Annotated in this window: 18 protein-coding genes; 3 read left to right on the forward strand and 15 right to left on the reverse strand. The window is 62.0% G+C overall.

Translation table 11 applies throughout. The features are described 5' to 3' along the window. Positions 1 to 128: 128 nt before the first annotated feature. The 13 genes from cysS to A9973_RS02210 form a co-directional block, all read right to left on the reverse strand. Positions 129 to 1,532 (reverse strand): cysteine--tRNA ligase, encoded by a 1,404-nt coding sequence (gene cysS / locus A9973_RS02150; protein WP_183012117.1) that lies wholly within the window; start codon positions 1,530 to 1,532, stop codon positions 129 to 131. 418 nt (positions 1,533 to 1,950) lie between these two features. Next, positions 1,951 to 2,190: a hypothetical protein gene (locus tag A9973_RS02155; protein ID WP_255468979.1), complete on the reverse strand. Its 240-nt coding sequence runs from the start codon at positions 2,188 to 2,190 to the stop codon at positions 1,951 to 1,953. A 72-nt stretch (positions 2,191 to 2,262) separates the two neighbouring features. Next, a complete protein-coding gene (locus A9973_RS02160; protein WP_183012118.1) occupies positions 2,263 to 2,472 on the reverse strand; it encodes a DUF4287 domain-containing protein in 210 nt (69 codons plus the stop codon). A 112-nt stretch (positions 2,473 to 2,584) separates the two neighbouring features. Continuing rightward, positions 2,585 to 3,298 (reverse strand): phytanoyl-CoA dioxygenase family protein, encoded by a 714-nt coding sequence (locus A9973_RS02165; RefSeq protein WP_183012119.1) that lies wholly within the window; start codon positions 3,296 to 3,298, stop codon positions 2,585 to 2,587. Positions 3,299 to 3,497: 199 nt separating this feature from the next. Next, the gene (locus tag A9973_RS02170; protein ID WP_183012120.1) at positions 3,498 to 5,129 is read right to left on the reverse strand and encodes an EAL domain-containing protein; all 1,632 of its coding nucleotides are present in this window, start codon (positions 5,127 to 5,129) and stop codon (positions 3,498 to 3,500) included. 373 nt (positions 5,130 to 5,502) lie between these two features. Continuing rightward, positions 5,503 to 5,820, reverse strand: a complete 318-nt coding sequence (locus tag A9973_RS02175) for a DUF1634 domain-containing protein (protein WP_183012121.1) — start codon at positions 5,818 to 5,820, stop codon at positions 5,503 to 5,505. Beyond that, positions 5,820 to 6,677 carry a sulfite exporter TauE/SafE family protein gene (locus A9973_RS02180; RefSeq protein ID WP_370539424.1) on the reverse strand — a complete coding sequence of 286 codons (858 nt, stop codon included), beginning with the start codon at positions 6,675 to 6,677 and terminating at the stop codon, positions 5,820 to 5,822. The genes A9973_RS02175 and A9973_RS02180 overlap by 1 nt, the downstream gene beginning before the upstream one ends. A gap of 14 nt (positions 6,678 to 6,691) precedes the next feature. Continuing rightward, positions 6,692 to 7,444, reverse strand: a complete 753-nt coding sequence (locus A9973_RS02185) for a GntR family transcriptional regulator (protein ID WP_370539425.1) — start codon at positions 7,442 to 7,444, stop codon at positions 6,692 to 6,694. 142 nt (positions 7,445 to 7,586) lie between these two features. Further along, positions 7,587 to 8,276, reverse strand: coding sequence for a peptide-methionine (S)-S-oxide reductase MsrA (gene msrA / locus A9973_RS02190; protein ID WP_183012124.1), 690 nt, complete (start codon positions 8,274 to 8,276; stop codon positions 7,587 to 7,589). A 31-nt stretch (positions 8,277 to 8,307) separates the two neighbouring features. Next, positions 8,308 to 8,802, reverse strand: coding sequence for a peptide-methionine (R)-S-oxide reductase MsrB (msrB, locus tag A9973_RS02195; RefSeq protein ID WP_183012125.1), 495 nt, complete (start codon positions 8,800 to 8,802; stop codon positions 8,308 to 8,310). Between the two features lie 79 nt (positions 8,803 to 8,881). Then, positions 8,882 to 9,223 carry a pentapeptide MXKDX repeat protein gene (locus A9973_RS02200; protein ID WP_183012126.1) on the reverse strand — a complete coding sequence of 114 codons (342 nt, stop codon included), beginning with the start codon at positions 9,221 to 9,223 and terminating at the stop codon, positions 8,882 to 8,884. Between the two features lie 54 nt (positions 9,224 to 9,277). Next, on the reverse strand, positions 9,278 to 10,069 hold the full coding sequence (locus A9973_RS02205; protein ID WP_183012127.1) for a molybdopterin-dependent oxidoreductase: 792 nt from the start codon (positions 10,067 to 10,069) through the stop codon (positions 9,278 to 9,280). A 10-nt stretch (positions 10,070 to 10,079) separates the two neighbouring features. Continuing rightward, positions 10,080 to 10,712 (reverse strand): cytochrome b/b6 domain-containing protein, encoded by a 633-nt coding sequence (locus A9973_RS02210; protein ID WP_183012128.1) that lies wholly within the window; start codon positions 10,710 to 10,712, stop codon positions 10,080 to 10,082. Positions 10,713 to 10,856: 144 nt separating this feature from the next. Here A9973_RS02210 and A9973_RS02215 point away from each other — a divergent pair, with 144 nt between their 5' ends. Together A9973_RS02215 and A9973_RS02220 are read left to right on the forward strand one after the other, a co-directional pair. Then, the gene (locus A9973_RS02215; RefSeq protein ID WP_183012129.1) at positions 10,857 to 11,588 is read left to right on the forward strand and encodes a response regulator transcription factor; all 732 of its coding nucleotides are present in this window, start codon (positions 10,857 to 10,859) and stop codon (positions 11,586 to 11,588) included. Further along, complete coding sequence (locus tag A9973_RS02220; protein ID WP_183012130.1) at positions 11,585 to 13,057, forward strand: HAMP domain-containing sensor histidine kinase; 1,473 nt, start codon at positions 11,585 to 11,587, stop codon at positions 13,055 to 13,057. Before A9973_RS02215 ends, A9973_RS02220 begins: the two co-directional genes overlap by 4 nt. A gap of 28 nt (positions 13,058 to 13,085) precedes the next feature. Here A9973_RS02220 and A9973_RS02225 read toward each other — a convergent pair whose 3' ends face one another. Both A9973_RS02225 and A9973_RS02230 read right to left on the reverse strand, forming a co-directional pair. Further along, positions 13,086 to 14,243 (reverse strand): nitronate monooxygenase family protein, encoded by a 1,158-nt coding sequence (locus tag A9973_RS02225; RefSeq protein ID WP_183012131.1) that lies wholly within the window; start codon positions 14,241 to 14,243, stop codon positions 13,086 to 13,088. A gap of 116 nt (positions 14,244 to 14,359) precedes the next feature. After that, entirely contained in the window at positions 14,360 to 15,088 is a 729-nt protein-coding gene (locus A9973_RS02230; protein ID WP_183012132.1) for an IclR family transcriptional regulator, read from the reverse strand. A 187-nt stretch (positions 15,089 to 15,275) separates the two neighbouring features. On the opposite strand from A9973_RS02230, the gene A9973_RS02235 reads away from it, so the two are divergent. After that, a complete protein-coding gene (locus A9973_RS02235) occupies positions 15,276 to 16,226 on the forward strand; it encodes a hydroxymethylglutaryl-CoA lyase (protein WP_183012133.1) in 951 nt (316 codons plus the stop codon). Positions 16,227 to 16,230 lie beyond the last annotated feature (4 nt).

Genomic DNA, 16,230 nt, shown 5'->3' on the forward strand with positions numbered 1-16,230 from the left:
AGGTTGCGATTGTTCGATTGTTCTTTGGTGCGCAGCGTCCTGGATGTCTGCTTTCGACTGCACAACCCACAACGGTCAATCGAGCCTGTGCCAACCGGACATTCAGTTCGGCGCCCATGCTGTTTCCACTAGCTTCCGATATCTGTGGGGGGCGTGGAGATTTCAGTCAGGCGTTGCCCGTCGTTGCCATCCTCGACTCTCCAGCCTCGGGTGTTTAACATCTTCCGTATTTCATCGGCTTTTGCCCAGTTCTTTGCCTCTCGGGCTTGAGCGCGTTCACCGAGCAGCACCCGGATACTTTCCGGAATGTCAGACGTAACTGGGTTCCAATCGCGTAACCCGAGGCCCAGTACGAAATCAAAGCTGTCCACGGTCGCTTTCAAGGTCGCAGGTGGGAGCTCGCTCTTGACGAGTTCCCATAGCACGGCCAATGCCCTCGGCAGATTCAGGTCATCATTCAATTCGGCGTTGAAGCGTGCGGCGAAATCCGGATCGATGCGGCCCCCGTCCGACCAACCGGAATAGAGATGCCGCAGCCGGTTCAAGGCTGTCTGCGCTGCACCAAGAGACGCCCAACTGAAATGCAGCTTGCTCCGGTAATGAGCTGTCATGCACAGGTAACGATAGGCAAGGGGATCGATGTTCCGACTGCGCAAGGTCTGCAAGCGAACAAAATCCCCACTCGACTTCGACATCTTGCTGTCGGCATTGAGTGTTAGAAAATGTCCGTGTATCCAGAAATTCGCAAGACGAGTGCCGTAGGCCGCCTGTGTTTGCGCAATTTCGTTGCTGTGATGCACGGCGATATGGTCTTCTCCGCCACAGTGGATGTCGAACCAGATGCCGAGGTGTTTCGCCGACATGGCCGAGCACTCAATATGCCAGCCCGGAAATCCACGCCCCCATGGGCTATCCCATTCCATCTGCCGTGCTACGCCCTCCGGACTGAACTTCCATAACGCAAAATCCGTGATGTTCCGCTTCGCGCCAAGTGCTACGCGCTTGCCCGCCTGCAGGCCGGCACGGTCGAGCCGGGCCAGAAAGCCGTAGTCATCCTGTTTGCTTGTGTCGAAATAGAGACCGTCGTTGGTCCTATACACATAGCCGGACCGGTCCAACTCGCCGATAAAGGCGATCTGTTCGGCGATGTGATCGGTCGCGCGGCACCATACCGTCGGCTCCAGCAAGTTGAGGGCATGCCAATCCGCGAAGAACGCCTCGGTGTAGCGCTGAGCAATAGCATAGGCGGACTCCCCGGTCCGTCTGCTACCTTTTTCCATCTTGTCTTCGCCTTCGTCGGCATCCGAAGTCAGATGACCGACGTCGGTGATATTAACGACGTGACGGACCTCGTAGCCGTTACGAATGAGTACCCGGCGCAGAATGTCTTCAAACACATACGTCCTTAGATTGCCAATATGCGCATGGTCGTAGACGGTGGGTCCGCAGCAATACATGCCGACGTGGCCGGCGTGGATTGGCGTGAACGAGCGCACGGTACGCGACCAGGTGTCATACAACGCAAGTGGCATCAACTCTCTCCGTATCGAAGGGCGCAGGCAAAACAAAAAAGCCGCCGGTTTTGCAACGGGCGGCCAGAGGCGATGGATTTAGCGTGTAGCTAATTGCTAGACGCAGTTTCCCCCGGCACGTTCTGACAACATGCACGGACCAGCGAAAAGAGGGATATGGAGCGAGTAGTCATGCCTACAATCCTAGCGGCGTTTGGCTGTGCAGGTCAATACTGGCGAATGACCTGAGCGTCGCCTTCGTGCGCCGCATCGAATGGGTTCCGTACGTTCTGAACGCTGGGGCAATGATCAATGCCGACCACAACACGGTCGTCGTTCGCGGTCACAAACCATTCTTGTGTGTGCATGCAGACAAGGCCAGATGACGTCCGACCCGCGACGCGCGATCGCGCGCCTCGGGCTGCCTGTTGGACGATGATCAACTCTCAAGTTTCGGCAGCTTGTATGCACCTTCAACCACGGACGCGCCCGGCATGTAGATGCGCGTGCAAGTCCAGAAAGGCGCGGTAGGAATGATCAGTTCGTTGGCGTGTTTGCCCTTGCCATACTCGCTCTCCGGCACGAAATAGATGTCGAATGTTTTCCCGTCCGGATTCAACTTGATGTCGCTGTTGCTGATTGTGGAAACCGCCATTGACGCCCGGCGCTCTCGACCCATTGCTACCGTTCAAACTTCGTCGAGCAACGTTCGATTTGTAGCGGATGATTCTGCGGCATGTCTTTTGACGCGCTACTTTTTCGCAAGAAACGCCGCCACTAAGGCGTTTGCGTGACCGTGACCGATCTGGTGCTGCGTCTTTAGGCAGTTGACGAGTTCCATGTGTTTTAGCGGACCCGCATTCTGAAGAATATCCATCCAATGCGTTATTGGTTTTTCGTAAGTCTTTTCGATGGAAGGAAAGTAGGAGGCAGGTCCTTTTACCTTGGATGTCTCAACCATGGAAGGCTCCGTCAAAGGGTGGAAGTGGGGTTCGAGAAGGATAAAGGTGTGAGACTACAATTTCTCCAGCCATATGCCGCGAATTTGTAGTCTGACATCTTTTATTGATTGCTCATCTGCTAGTACGCAGATCGAAACGAGTCGTGGCCATCATCCTGATACGGCTGGTCGAATTGACGGAGGGGGTGTGCAGCACGCGCATATCCATCAAAAAAACATCGCCAGCCCGTCCCGACATCTCGATGATCTCAGTGTCGGTTGTGCTGAGAACAGCTTCGAGATCAACTGGCGTTTTCAACGAACTACGAAGCCTCCCAGCCGTTTCACCCGCCACGCGATGAGAACGGGCCAACGCTAAAGTCGCGCCTCCGTGTTCAATAACGTCGTCGATCAGATAGAACACCTGGATGCCGGGGATCTCAGCGCCGGATTTCGCAGCTAGGTCAACGTGCCAGTTCAGGCGGCCCAGAGACCATGGCCCTTGATGAGACAGGGACAGCAAAGGCTGCGTGCCTTGGCTGGATTGCGGGGCTCTGCCGGTCAGGTCTGCGATTGCGTTGCGAATTTCCGCCGTGTTCAGCGTTTCATCCAGATCCGCAATCTTCACCATCGAGGATAGCTTTGCGATCTGCTGAAACGGCGACAAATTGTTCAGTGAACTGCCAAGACTTTTGCCGCCGGCCCAGACCTTGAGCCGCGATAGCTCTCCCAGAATGCACTCCCGAAGCGGCTTCAGACACCGCTTGGAATGTACATGGCTCAATCGTAAGTACCCTTCTCTACGGAAAAAGTCGAGCTCTGATTGATTGAACGTTTTGCCTGTCATGTTCGAGACTTTCGTATAACGGCTTCTGTTCGGAAGTCGTAAAGGTCATTTAATCCGTAGGTTGCTGGTTTCGGTAGTTTACAGATTCCAACTCGCTGAACGTCTGAAACTGGCCGGAGGCAACCCCTCGTCGAAGTCCGCCGCTGACCCGAAGCAGCCTTTGGTCGGAACGGTGGGAGACTGCGCTATGCTTTCGGCGCTATGCAACCGACCGTCGTCGCAGAAACTCTACAAAGGCCTCTGAGCTCAACGGGCGGCTAACCAGATAACCCTGGATGGAGTCGCAACCGGCGTCCTTCAACTCATCGGCCTGATGCTGATGCTCGACCCCTTCGGCGACAGTTTTCATGCCCAGCGAACGAGCAAGACCAACGATGCCTCGAATTACCGCCGAGGCCTTGTCTGACACCGCCAGCCCGCGGACAAAGGATTTGTCGATCTTGAGAGTGTCCACAGGCAGTCGGACCAGATAGCTCAAACTTGAGTAACCCGCACCGAAGTCGTCCAGCGACGTGCATAGCCCGGCTTGTTTCAGCGTGGCGAGAACTGAAGTCGCCATGTCGATATCGCTCACCAGGCAGTCTTCCGTAATTTCCACATCGAGCATGGCGGCGGAGATGCCGTGTTTCCCGACGACATGGCGAATTCGATCTGCGAGCTCCATGTCGAGTAGTTGCCGAGCCGATAGATTCAGGCTGATTCGCGGTACGGTGACGCCCATCCGTTGCCATGCGGCGATATGCAGGCAAACCGTATTGAGCAGCCATTCGACTAGTGTGCTTTCATAGGGGGACTCAAGCAGCAGAGCCAGGAACGCGTCAGGAGTCAGCAAGCCCCGGTCGGGATGACGCCAGCGAAGAAGCGCCTCAGCACCGATCAGTGAGGCGTCAGCAAGTGATATCTGAGGCTGAAAATGAAGCTCGAACTGGTTCTCGGAAAATGCCGCACGGAGATCGGAGCGCAGCGCGACACGGTTGCGCACGCCCCGGTCCAGTATCACGTCATACGTGCGGACTTGAAGCCCGCCGGCCGACTTGGCTGCGTACATGGCCGTATCGGCCTGACTCAGCAATGTCTCGGCGGTTTCCGGGTTTTCTCCCATTACCGCGATACCAATGCTGGCGGACAGAGAGATCATTCGACCGCCTATTTCGAACGGCATCGCAAGCGAGCTGAGTACCGAAAATGCGCACGCTTCTGCTGCGCTTTTTGTGGTGTTGCGTAACAGGAGAACAAACTCGTCGCCGCCTACGCGCGCAGCAAAAAAGGCCGGTCCGAGGCTGGCAGTAAGCCTTACCGAAAAATTACGTAGCAATTCATCACCGGCAGCATGTCCGAGCGCGTCGTTGACTTCCTTGAGATGGTCCAAGTCAATAAATAGCACCGCGACAGAGACGCCATTCGGTGCGCGTGGCACGGCTGCGTCCGCGACTGCACGAGATAGCGCTTCCATGCAACTGCGTCGATTGGCCAAGCCCGTCAGATAATCGTGGCTCGCTTCAAATTCCAACTGGGCAGCGTGCTCGTGTTCGCGCGTGACGTCGCGAAAAAGCACCGTAATGCCTTCATCGTGGCGAAATGAGCGCGCTTCAAACCAAGTACGAAGTGGGGCGTAATAGCCAGTGTGACAGCCGGGAAGTCCTGTAGCCGCTGTCTGCTGGTAGATTCGGTAGTAGCCGGAGTGCACCAAGTCCGGGTAGCACTGCCAGATTCCGCGTCCGAGGAGGTTTTGCCGGTCCTGCTGCAAATATCGCTCGGCGGTATCGTTGAGGTACGTGAAGCGCCAAGACTTGTCTATCGACATGAATCCGTCGCTAAGGCTATCAAGCATTTCCGCCAGATGAGCCGGCGCAGGCTGGTTGGCCCCCGCCGATGGATGGTGCGTATGTCGTGCCATTTTTCGGACCTATGTTTGCCTGGAACTTAAGAGCCATTGTTGGCCCGCAAACCGTGTGTCCGAATATTCTAACGGCCTGTGCTGATCCATGTCAGACAAGGGGCAGGCCTTACAAATCTCAAATTTTCACATTGTCGAAATCGCCAGCCCGGACCGGGACCGTCCAATGGATGGGCCGAGTCATCTTCACCCCCAAGCAAAATGCGCATGCGAAGAGGTATAGATGAGCCTGAGGGAAATTGATTCTTGCATTCCTGCTGAACGGCATGACTACGTCCGTTGAATAACGGGCATTGGCGCCTGCTTCTCACAGCGCGAGCAGAACCCCAACCCCAATGACCGCCAGCACAAAGGACGATAGCCCCGCAAAGACGTAATCGCGTTCGCGGAGGAACATGCAGGACAACAGCGCCACGCGTGCCACTGGCAGCAAGATGAAGACTACGACGCCAGCCTTGACGAGCCAGAATCCCCCTTTCAGAATCGGCACGGCATAGCCGAATTGACAGAATGCCATCATGGTCATGCCCACCGCGATCATTGCCGACGCAATCCAGGTGCCATACCAAAGCAGGCCGGCGATCAGCCTGTCGTTCTTTTCGATTGCATTGATGGGCTGTTTCATCAGTGGCCGCTCGGAATGGCGGTATCAAAGGCGCTCAGCAGCATCTGCACGGCCAGAAGGACCAGCACGATCACAAAAAAGATGCGCAGCTTGTCGGCCGGCAGCCGCATCAGCATGCGCGCGCCGGCAAGGGCGCCGACCACCGAACCGAGCGCGACTGGGCCGGCGATGCCTATGTCGATGTCGCCACGCACCAGGTACGCGCCCGCGCTGGCAGCGGCCGTGACGCCGATCATGAAGTTGGAGGTCGCCGATGAAACCTTGATAGGCAGCCGCAAGGCCGTGTCCATCGCCGGAATTTTCAGTGCGCCGGAGCCGATGCCCAGCAGCGCGGAAATCAGGCCGGCGCCATACATCAGGGAAAGGCCTAACGGCAGCCGGCCAACCTGATAGGCCACGTCCTGGCCAAGCGCGCGATCCGGAAACTCGGAGTGCAAGCGCAGCCTCGTGGCCCAGCTGCGCGCATCCGGCGCGCGCGTGTTGAGCGCCTCCCGGCGGCGGGCCAGCATCTGCTGCGCGGACAGGACGAGGATGGCGGCGAACAGGAAATACAGGAACTGCGTCGGAATGATGCCGATGAGCAGAACGCCCGTCAGCGCGCCGACTGTCGTGGCGGTTTCCAGAACGATGGCGAGCCGCACATTGGTCAGTCGCGCCTTGAGAAACGGGGCTGCGCTGCCGCAGGAGCATGCGATCACGGAAACGATGCTGGCGCCGATGGCCACATGGATATCGACCCCAAACAGCAGGGTAAGGATCGGGACGATAAAGATCCCGCTCGCCATGCCGAGCACGCCGCCCAGGGCGCTTGCGCCAAAGGCGGCGGCAAATAGCCAAAGGGTCGTGGACAAGGCCACGGAAGGGAACTCCATCATTTCCCTGCCCGGCGCAGCAGCCTCGTGGAGAACCGGATCAGGTCTCCCCGGTAGAACAGTTTTTCGTAGTCTATCGGCTTGCCGCCCTCGGTAAATGAGGTTCGCACGATAAGAAAAATCGGTGCCCCGACGTTCACGCCCAGCGCGGCAGCAACGTGGCCGTCGGCCGTTACCGACTCCAGCTGATACCGTGCCTCGATCAGCGGCACCAGGTATTTCTTTTCAAGCAGGTCAAAGATCGGCTCAACGTCCAGATCATTGCTGACGATTTTCTCGCCGATATCCAGCGGCAAATAGGTTTCATCGAACGACATGGCGATGCCATCGGCCAGCCGCAAGCGGTCGATCCGGTATACCTTGGTGCCGACCGCCAGGTTGAGCTGTTGAGCAACCTCTCCGTCGGCCTCCACGATCCGCTTGTCCAGCAACTGCGCCGTGGGGTCCTTGCCCAGGACGATCATGTCCTCCGCAAAGCCCGTCAGTTCGGTCAATTCCTGCGTGAGCCGGGGTTGCGTGACAAAAGTCCCTTTGCCGCGCCGTATTTCAACCAGCCCGCGAGCGACCAAATTCTCTATAGCCTTGCGCAGCGTAGTCCGGCTGACGCCGAATCTCTGAATTAAGTGCTCTTCTGGCGGAAGTTGGCTTCCAGTGGGGAGAACTCTGGAAGCGATCTCCGAGGCCAGTGCCGATTCGACCTGCGCGTATAGGGGGATCCCATGTAAGAAGGCGGTGTTCATAGGAGCCATCATGACATCATGATGTCATGATGTCAAAGACCCCGTTTGGGGTGGCGTCGTAACGAAGCGGCCTTCCACATGGGCAAACCGCACAATTGCCCAGTTGAGTGAACTTTTTGGGAATTTGGACTTCGACCGGCTTTATTTCCTGCTTTCAGTTCACCAGCACCGGCTTGTCGCGATACCGGTCGGGGAAGGCCTTGGCCAGGTTCTCGACCTTGGGGATGTCGTTCACCATGATGTACATGCTGTACGGATGGCGAACGAGATAGTCCTGGTGATAGCTTTCGGCGGGGTAGAACGCCTGCAACGGTTCGATCGTGGTTGCCAGCGTCTTGGGATACACGCCCGTCTTGTTCAACTGCGCGATGTAGGCTTCGGCCACCTTGCGCTGGCCGTCATCGGTGGGGAAGACGGTTGAGCGGTACTGCGTGCCGCTGTCGGGGCCCTGGCGGTTCAATTGCGTCGGGTCGTGGGCCACCGAGAAGTAGATCTGCAGCAGTTGGCCGTAGCTGACCTGCTTGGGGTCGTAGGTGATCTCGACGGCCTCGGCGTGGCCTGTGCGGCCGCTGCTGACGGCGTCGTAGTCGGCGGTGTTCGCCTTGCCGCCGGCGTAGCCGGAGACGGCATTGGTCACGCCTTTCACGTGCTGGAATACGGCTTGCACGCCCCAGAAGCAGCCGCCGGCGATGACGGCTTTTTCTTGCGTGGCCACGTCTTTCGCCTGATCGACGGCGGGCGGGGGGATGATGAAGGCGGATTCGGCGGCCTGGGCAGCGCCCGAGCCCAGCAGGCCGACGGCGGCGGCAAGGCTGGCGCAGTGTTTGCGGAACGGGATGTTCATGGTGTGGGGTCCTGATAGGGGCTGGCTGGAGTCAGGCTTGGGGGGCGAAGGTCATGGCCACCCCGTTCATGCAATAGCGCAGGCCGGTCGGGCGGGGGCCGTCGTCGAAGACGTGGCCCAGGTGGCCGCCGCAATTGGCGCAGTAGACCGCCGTGCGGACCATGCCGAAACTGCTGTCCCGGGTTTCGCCGACGGCGGCGTCCAGGGGTTGCCAGAAACTGGGCCAGCCGGTGCGGCTGTCGAATTTGGTGCTTGAAGAAAACAGCCGCTGCTCGCAACCCGCGCAGGAAAACGTGCCTTTGCGATGTTCGTCGTTCAGCGGGCTGGTGTAGGGGCGTTCGGTGCCCTCGCGGCGCAGCACGTCGAACTGCGCGGGCGTCAGGCGGGCGCGCCATTGCGCGTCGGTCAAGGCATAGGGGAACGAGGCCGCGGGGGAGGCGCCGCGCGCGGCCAGCAACGGGGCCAGGCCGGCGGCCAAGGCAGCAACGCCGCCCAGGCTCAGGAAATGTCTGCGATTCAATGTCATGGCGTGGCTCCGTCAGGGCAATAGGGGCGGCCGGCCCCGCATACCGGCCAAGGGATGGCGGGGCAGGCGGCCGCGGGGCTTACTTCTTCATGCTGTCGTTGGCCATGCCGCCCTTGGACATGCCGTCCTTCGACATCCCGTCTTTGGACATGCCGTCCTTGGCCATGCCGTCCTTCTTCATCCCGTCATGCGACATGCCGTCCTTGGCCATGCCGTCTTTGGACATCCCGTCCTTGGCCATGCCGTCCTTCGCCATGCCATCCTTGGCCATGCCGCCCTTGGACATGCCGTCTTTCGACATGCTGTCCTTGGACATCGAGTCCTTGGCCATGTTGTCCTTGCCCATGGTGTCGGCGGCGTGGGCTGCCACGGCGCCAAAGGCCAGGCACAGGGAGAAAGCGGCGGTGGTGAGAGTCTTCATGATGCGTTCCTTTGATGGAGGGGGGGGTAAAAAGAGCATGGAATAAATCTCCACCTAGCTTCCGCCGAACCAGTTGTAGCCCTGGTCCTCCCAGTAACCGCCTGGGTAGGTGTTGGTGACGAAAATCGCCCGGATGTGCTTGGGGTTCTTGTAGCCAAGCTTGGTGGGCATGCGCAGCTTCATGGGGAAGCCGTATTCGGGCGGCAAGGTCTTGCCGTCATAGGTCAGCGCCAGGATGGTCTGCGGGTGCAGCGCCGTCGGCATGTCGATGCTGGTGTAGTAGTCGTCCGAGCACTTGAATCCCACGTACTTCGCGGTCAGGTCGGCGCCCACGCGCTTCAAGAACGTCGAAAACGGCACGCCGCCCCATTTGCCGATGGCGCTCCAGCCTTCCACGCAGATATGCCGCGTGACCTGGTCGATCTGGGCCATGGCGCGCAGTTCCTCCAGCCGCCATTGGCGCTTGTCGGCCACCATGCCGGTGACTTCCAGCCGGAACGATTCCTCTTCGACGTGGCGGACCTCGTCGATGCCGTAGTAGGCGTTGAACGGGAACGGCCGCGTGATCATCGATTCCGGGTAGGTCGGCGCCAGCTTGTTGGGGTCGAAGATCCAGCCTTGCACCCGGTCGTTGAACCGGGACACGGAAGACAGCGCTTTCTCCACGTTGTCGTCGTCGGACAGCGTGCAGCCCGACATCATCGCCAGCCCGCCCAGCGTCAGGCTGTTGCGCAGGAACGTGCGGCGGGACGGCTGCTCGATCCGCTTGGCCAACAGGTTCTTGGCCTCTTTGAGAATGGCCGAGCCATCCAGGCCCAGCAGCGACAAGCGTCTTTTCTGGCTCACGAAGGGCTCCTTATTTGCCGCGGATCATGGCGAGCAGGCTGCGCGGAACCAGCGCGACCATCACCAGATGGACCGCCACGAACGCCACCAGCAGCGCCATGGCGAAGAAATGGATGCGGCGCGCGAATTCGTAGCCGCCCATCAGTTCGCGCAGCAGATCGAATTGCACGGACTTCCACAGCACCAGTCCGGACAGCACCAGCACGACGATGTCGACCATGACGAACAGGTAGGCCAGCTTCTGCACCTGGTTGTAGTGGCGCAGATCATTGTGGGACAGCTTGCCGCGCAGGGCGGCGCCCAGGTCGGCGGCCACGCCGCGAGGGCTGACCGGGAAAAATTTGTGCCGGAGGCGGCCCGTCGCCACGTTCAGCGCCAGATAGAGCAGGCCGTTGGCGAACAGCAGCCACATGCCGGCAAAGTGCCATTGCAGGGCGCCGCCCAGCCAGCCGCCCAGCGTGATGTCCTTGGGAAAAGTGAAGTCGAAGAACGGCGCGGCGTTATAGACGCGCCAGCCGCTCATCACCATGACCACCACGGCCAGCGCGTTGATCCAATGCATCACCCGCAGCCATCCGGGATGGATGACGCCGGCCGGGCGGGGGGCGGCCGGTGTATCGTGACTTGCGGGGCTTGCCATCATGGCGGGTCTCCGGGGCGTTCTGTTGTTGACGCCATTCTTCACCGGAGCCGATATCGGAGTCCTCACGCAGATTTAAAATAATTGTGATAACTCCCCGCCAGCGGATTGGCGACAATGGCGGTACTGAATTGGCCCGAGCTCCCCATGGAAACGCCCCGACGCGTGCTGATAGTTGAAGACGACGCCCACATCGCCGAATTGCTGCGCCTGCACCTGCGCGACGAAGGCTATGCGGTGGAACATGCCGCCGACGGCAATGAAGGCATGCGGCGGCTGGAAGAGGGCAGTTGGGACGCGCTGGTGCTGGACTTGATGCTGCCCGGCATCGACGGCCTGGAGATCTGCAAGCGGGCGCGCGCCATGGCCCGCTACACCCCCATCATCATCACCAGCGCGCGGTCCAGCGAAGTGCATCGCATCCTGGGCCTGGAACTGGGCGCGGACGACTATCTGGCCAAGCCGTTCTCCATGCTGGAACTGGTGGCGCGCGTGCGGGCGCTGCTGCGCCGAAGCGACGCGGTGGAGCGCAATGCGCGCATCGATGCCGGCAGCCTGGCCGTGCATGGGGTGTCCATCGACCCGATCGCGCGAACGGTGGATGTCGACGAGCGCCGGCTGGACCTGACGCCGCGTGAATTCGACCTGCTGCATTTCTTCGCGCGCCATCCCGACAAGGTCTTCTCGCGGATGGATCTGCTGAACCACGTCTGGGGGTATCAGCACGAAGGCTACGAACACACCGTGAACACGCATATCAACCGGCTGCGCACCAAGATCGAAGCCGACCCCTCCAACCCGCAGCGCATCCTGACCGTGTGGGGCAGGGGCTACAAGTTCGCGGCAGCGCCGGGCGGCGGCACCGGAGCCGCATCATGAAACGTTTCAGCTTGACCCAACGCCTGTCCGGCGTATTCGCGCTGCTGCTGCTGGCCAGTTGCGGCGCATCGGCCTGGCTGCAGATCGCGGCCAATTCGCGCTACGAACAGGAAGTGGTGCAGCGGCTGTCCAGCGGGCTGGCGCAGCATATCGCCGGCACGACGGAACTGATGGACACCAACGGATGGAAGCCGGACGCCGTGCGTTCGCTGTTCGACATGCTGATGGTGGTCAACCCTGCAGTCGAGGTTTACCTGTTGTCCAACGATGGCCGCATCGTGGGCGATGCGGCTCCTGCAGGCCAGATCAAGCGGGACCACGTGGACCTGGCGCCGGTCAAGCGGCTGCTGCAGGGCGGGATGCTGCCTATCGTGGGCGACGACCCGCGCAATGTGGACGCGAAAAAAGTATTCAGCGCCGCGCCGGTGCGGGTGGCGGGGCAGGAAAAAGGCTATGTCTACGTGGTGCTGCAAGGGCAGGCGCATGACGCGCTGGCGATGTCCGTGGCACGCAGTTCGGTGCTGCGCACGACGCTGTGGTCGATCGCGCTGGTGGCCCTGCTGGGGCTGGTGGCCGGCTTGACGGCATTTGCGTTGATCACGCGGCCGTTGCGCGGCCTGACCCGCGCGGTGCGGGCCTTTGACGGCGACGACGGCCAGGCGCTGGCCGCACTGGAGCGCCCGGGCGACGCGTCGGATAAGGATGGCGACGAGATATCGGTGCTGCGTCGCAGTTTCGTGCAGATGGGCCGTCGGATTTCCGACCAATGGCGCGAGTTGACACGGCAGGACCAGCAGCGGCGCGACCTGGTCGCCAATATCTCGCACGATCTGCGCACGCCTCTGACCTCGCTGCATGGCTATCTGGAAACCCTGCGCCTGAAGGACGACACGCTGGATGCTGGCGAACGCCGCCGCTACCTGGACATCGCGCTGGCGCAAAGCCGCAAGGTGGGACGGCTGGCGCAGGAACTGTTTGAACTGGCGCGGCTGGAATCCGGCCTGGTGCGGCTGGAGCCCGAGACGTTCTCGCTGCCGGAACTGGTGCAGGACGTGTTGCAGAAATTCGAGCTGGCCGCCGAAGCGCGCCAGCAGCAACTGACGACCGACATCCCGCAGGCCCTGCCGCTGGTGCGCGCGGACCTGGGCTTGATCGAACGCGTGCTGACGAACCTGCTGGACAACGCCATCCGCCACAGCCCGCCGGGCGGCCGGATCGAATTGCAGCTGGGCGTGGCGCAGAGCCGGGTGCAGGTGCAGGTCAGCGATTCGGGCAAGGGCATTCCGGCGGAACTCCGCGCGGGGCTGTTCACGCGCGCGTCGGCGCTTAGCCGCGGGCCGCGCGACAGCGGCGGCCTGGGGCTGGTGATCGTGCAGCGCATCCTGCAGCTGCACCAGAGCGAGATCCGGCTGGTGGAACGCGCCGAGCGCGGCGCGGTGTTCCAGTTCGAACTGTCGGCGGCGCGCTAGCGCAACAGGCGCCATGGCCGCCGTCGCATCAGGCTGTGGCAGGCATCCGCCCATGCAGCAGGTAGTCCATCAATTCGCGCACCGAGCGCATGGCGCCGCCAAACGGCAGCTTGGACGCCCCGCGGAAGAACAGACCGCGGCTGACTTCGCCGCGCAGGGCGGCGGCCAGCTTCAAGTCGATGCAGAACTGGCCGAAGCGCGACAGGCCGTCGCGCAAGCCGCATTGCGTCAGGCAGTCCATGCGCTGGCTGCAACGCCTGGGATCGGCGCGCGTGCAGGCTTGAAGCGTCTTTTCCTGGCGTAGATAGCGGGTCAGCCAAGGCGTTGCCACCGCGCGTGCCGGCAAACCGGCGACGCTGGTGAATTCGGCCAGTTCGGCCGGGTCCGCATCCATCAGCACGCGCTTGAAGTTCTCGTGCGCGTCGCCCTCATGGGTGACGGCGAACGCAGTGCCCACCTGGACGCCGTCCGCGCCGTTGGCCAGCCAATGGCGCACCTGGTCATGGCTGCCGACGCCGCCCGCGACGATCAGGCGCGGGGCATCCTGGCCCAGTTGCAGCTCGTCGAACAGGGCGTGGCATTCGCTCAGCACGCGCTGGAAATCGAAGCGTTCGTTGTGGATGTCGTCCAGGCGCGCCGCGCCCAGGTGGCCGCCCGCGTGGCCGGGGTGTTCAATGACCACGGCGTCGGCAAGCTTGCCTTTCTTCATCCATTTTTTCAGCACGACTGCCACGCCGCGCGCTTCCGACAGGATCGGCACCAGCGCGACCTTCGGGAAATCGGCCGTCATTTCCGGCAGGTCCATCGGCAGGCCTGCGCCCATCACGATGGCTTGCGCGCCGCTTTCGCAGGCCTGGCGCACCAGCGCGGGATGGCCGCGCACGGCCTTCATGACGTTCACCGCGATCAGGCCGCGGCCTTGCGCGGTGTCCAGCGCAGCGCGCACTTCGCGGTCCAGCGCTTGCAGGTTGGCGCTGTCGATGGCGTCGCGGTCATTGCATTTGTCGGTCTTTTCGAGCAGATCCGGGTGGTGATGGCGCAAATCGATGCTGGCGATGGTGCCTACCGCGTTCTGGCTGGCAACCGCGCCGGCCAGGCGGTGAGCGGACACGCCGACGCCCATGCCGCCCTGAACGATGGGCAGCAAGTCGCGTCCGGCGAGGTTGAGTGATTTGAACCACGTCATGTTGAGTCTTTCCTCTGGTCTAGTGGACAGAGGCTAGAACAAGGGATGACGGGTCGCCTTGCGCGGGATCAAGCGGGCGGGCAATGGCGGGGCCGGAGCAGGGCCAGCCGCTGCGGTCAGCCGACCCGGCCCGTCAGCCGGCGGGCGGCCTGCAGCACGGACGCCAGGTGGTCCGGGTGGTAACGATGCGCGGGCGCCGTCAGCGTCACCGCCGCCGCGATGCCGCCCGACAGCAGGAAAACGGGGGCGGAAATGCCCGCCACCTCGCTCAGGCGGTCGCCCAGCGCGGCGAAATGGCCGTCCTGGCGGATCCGCGCGTACAGCGCCTGATCCGGGCCCGGCGCGTGCCCCAGGACGTCGTCATAGGCCGTGAGCACCCGTCCGCCGCTGCCGCGCTCCAGCGGCAGCAGGTCCCCCGCCCGGATATGGTCGCGCACCGGATGCGGGGAATCGACGCGGTACAGGCACAGCCGCGCATCGCCCTGGCGCACATGGTAGGCCGCGCTTTCGCCGGTGGCGGCCACCAGCTCCCGCAGCACGGGCATGACCACGTGCTCCAGCGAAAACGATGCCGAATAGATGCTGTGCAGGCGGGCCACTTCGGGGCCCAGCGCATAGCGGCCGTCATCCAGGCGGCGGATCCACTGCGCGTGTTCCAGCGACGCCAGCAGGCGAAGCGCGGTGCTTTTGTAGAGACGGGTGCGTTCCGCCAGTTCGCCCAGCGATAGCGTCCGATCGGCGGGGGTGAACACCGCCATCAGGCTCATCGCCCGGTCGACCGCGGCGACTCCGCCTTCAGCGGCATCGGCATCCGCCACGGATTCGGTGACGGCTTTACGAGGCATGGCCAGCCCTGGCAGCGCAGCGGACTTCGATCGGCATATTCCATCCTTTAGAACGATAGGGGCCATTGTAGGCACAGGCCGGGCGGGGATCCGGGCCAGACCCGGCTTGACAGCGATTTTGCGTTCGCATTTAATTCTATTCTAAAGAACAACATTCTATTAGATAGAATTAACGGGAGACGCAAACATGGCGAATGACATCCGGGCCCAGACGGACGTCCTGATCAGCGAAGTCGGGCCGCGCGACGGGCTGCAATCGGTGAAGGCCACCATGCCGACCGCGGACAAGTTCCGCTGGATTGATGCGCTGGTCGCGGCAGGCGTGCGTGAAATCGAGGTGGCCTCGTTCGTGCCGGCGCGCTTGCTGCCGCAGATGGCGGATGCGGCCGAAGTCGTCGCCTACGCAGCCCGCCAGCCGGGGGTGACCGTGATGGCGCTGGTGCCGAACCTGCGGGGCGCCGAGGCCGCATTGCGCGCCGGGGCCCACAAGCTGACTTTGCCCGTTTCCGCCAGCCGCGCCCATTCGCTGGCCAACGTGCGCAAGACGCCGGAAGACATGGTGGAAGAAGTCCGCGCCATCGCGGCGCTGCGCGACGGCATCGCGCCGGGCGTCAAGCTTGAGGCCGGCATTTCGACGGCCTTCGGCTGCACCTTGCAGGGCCTGGTGCCGGAAGACGATGTGATCCGGCTGGCGGCGATGTGCGTGGCGGCCGGCGCGGACGAATCCGGTCTGTCCGACACCGTGGGCTATGCCAACCCCGCGCAGGTGCGCCGCCTGTTCCGCCGGTTGCGCAGTGAAATCGGAACCCGTGCCGGTGCGGCGCACATGCACAACACCCGGGGCCTGGGGTTGGCCAATTGCCTGGCGGCCTGGGACGAGGGCGTGCGCACGTTCGACAGTTCGCTGGGCGGGTTGGGCGGGTGCCCCTACGCGCCCGGCGCGTCGGGCAATGTCGTCACCGAAGACCTGGTGTTCATGTTCGAGGCGATGGGCGTGCGCACCGGGATCTCGCTGGAAAAAATCATCGCGGCGCGCTTGCCGCTAGCCGCCGGCCTGCCGGGCGAGCCGCTGTACGGCATGACGCCGGATGCGGGATTGCCCAAGGGCTTTTCGCCGTCCCGACCTGTTTCCCAATGAAGGT

Origin of the sequence: Achromobacter sp. UMC46 (assembly GCF_014170335.1) — a bacterium.
Taxonomy (GTDB): Bacteria; Pseudomonadota; Gammaproteobacteria; order Burkholderiales; family Burkholderiaceae_B; genus Achromobacter.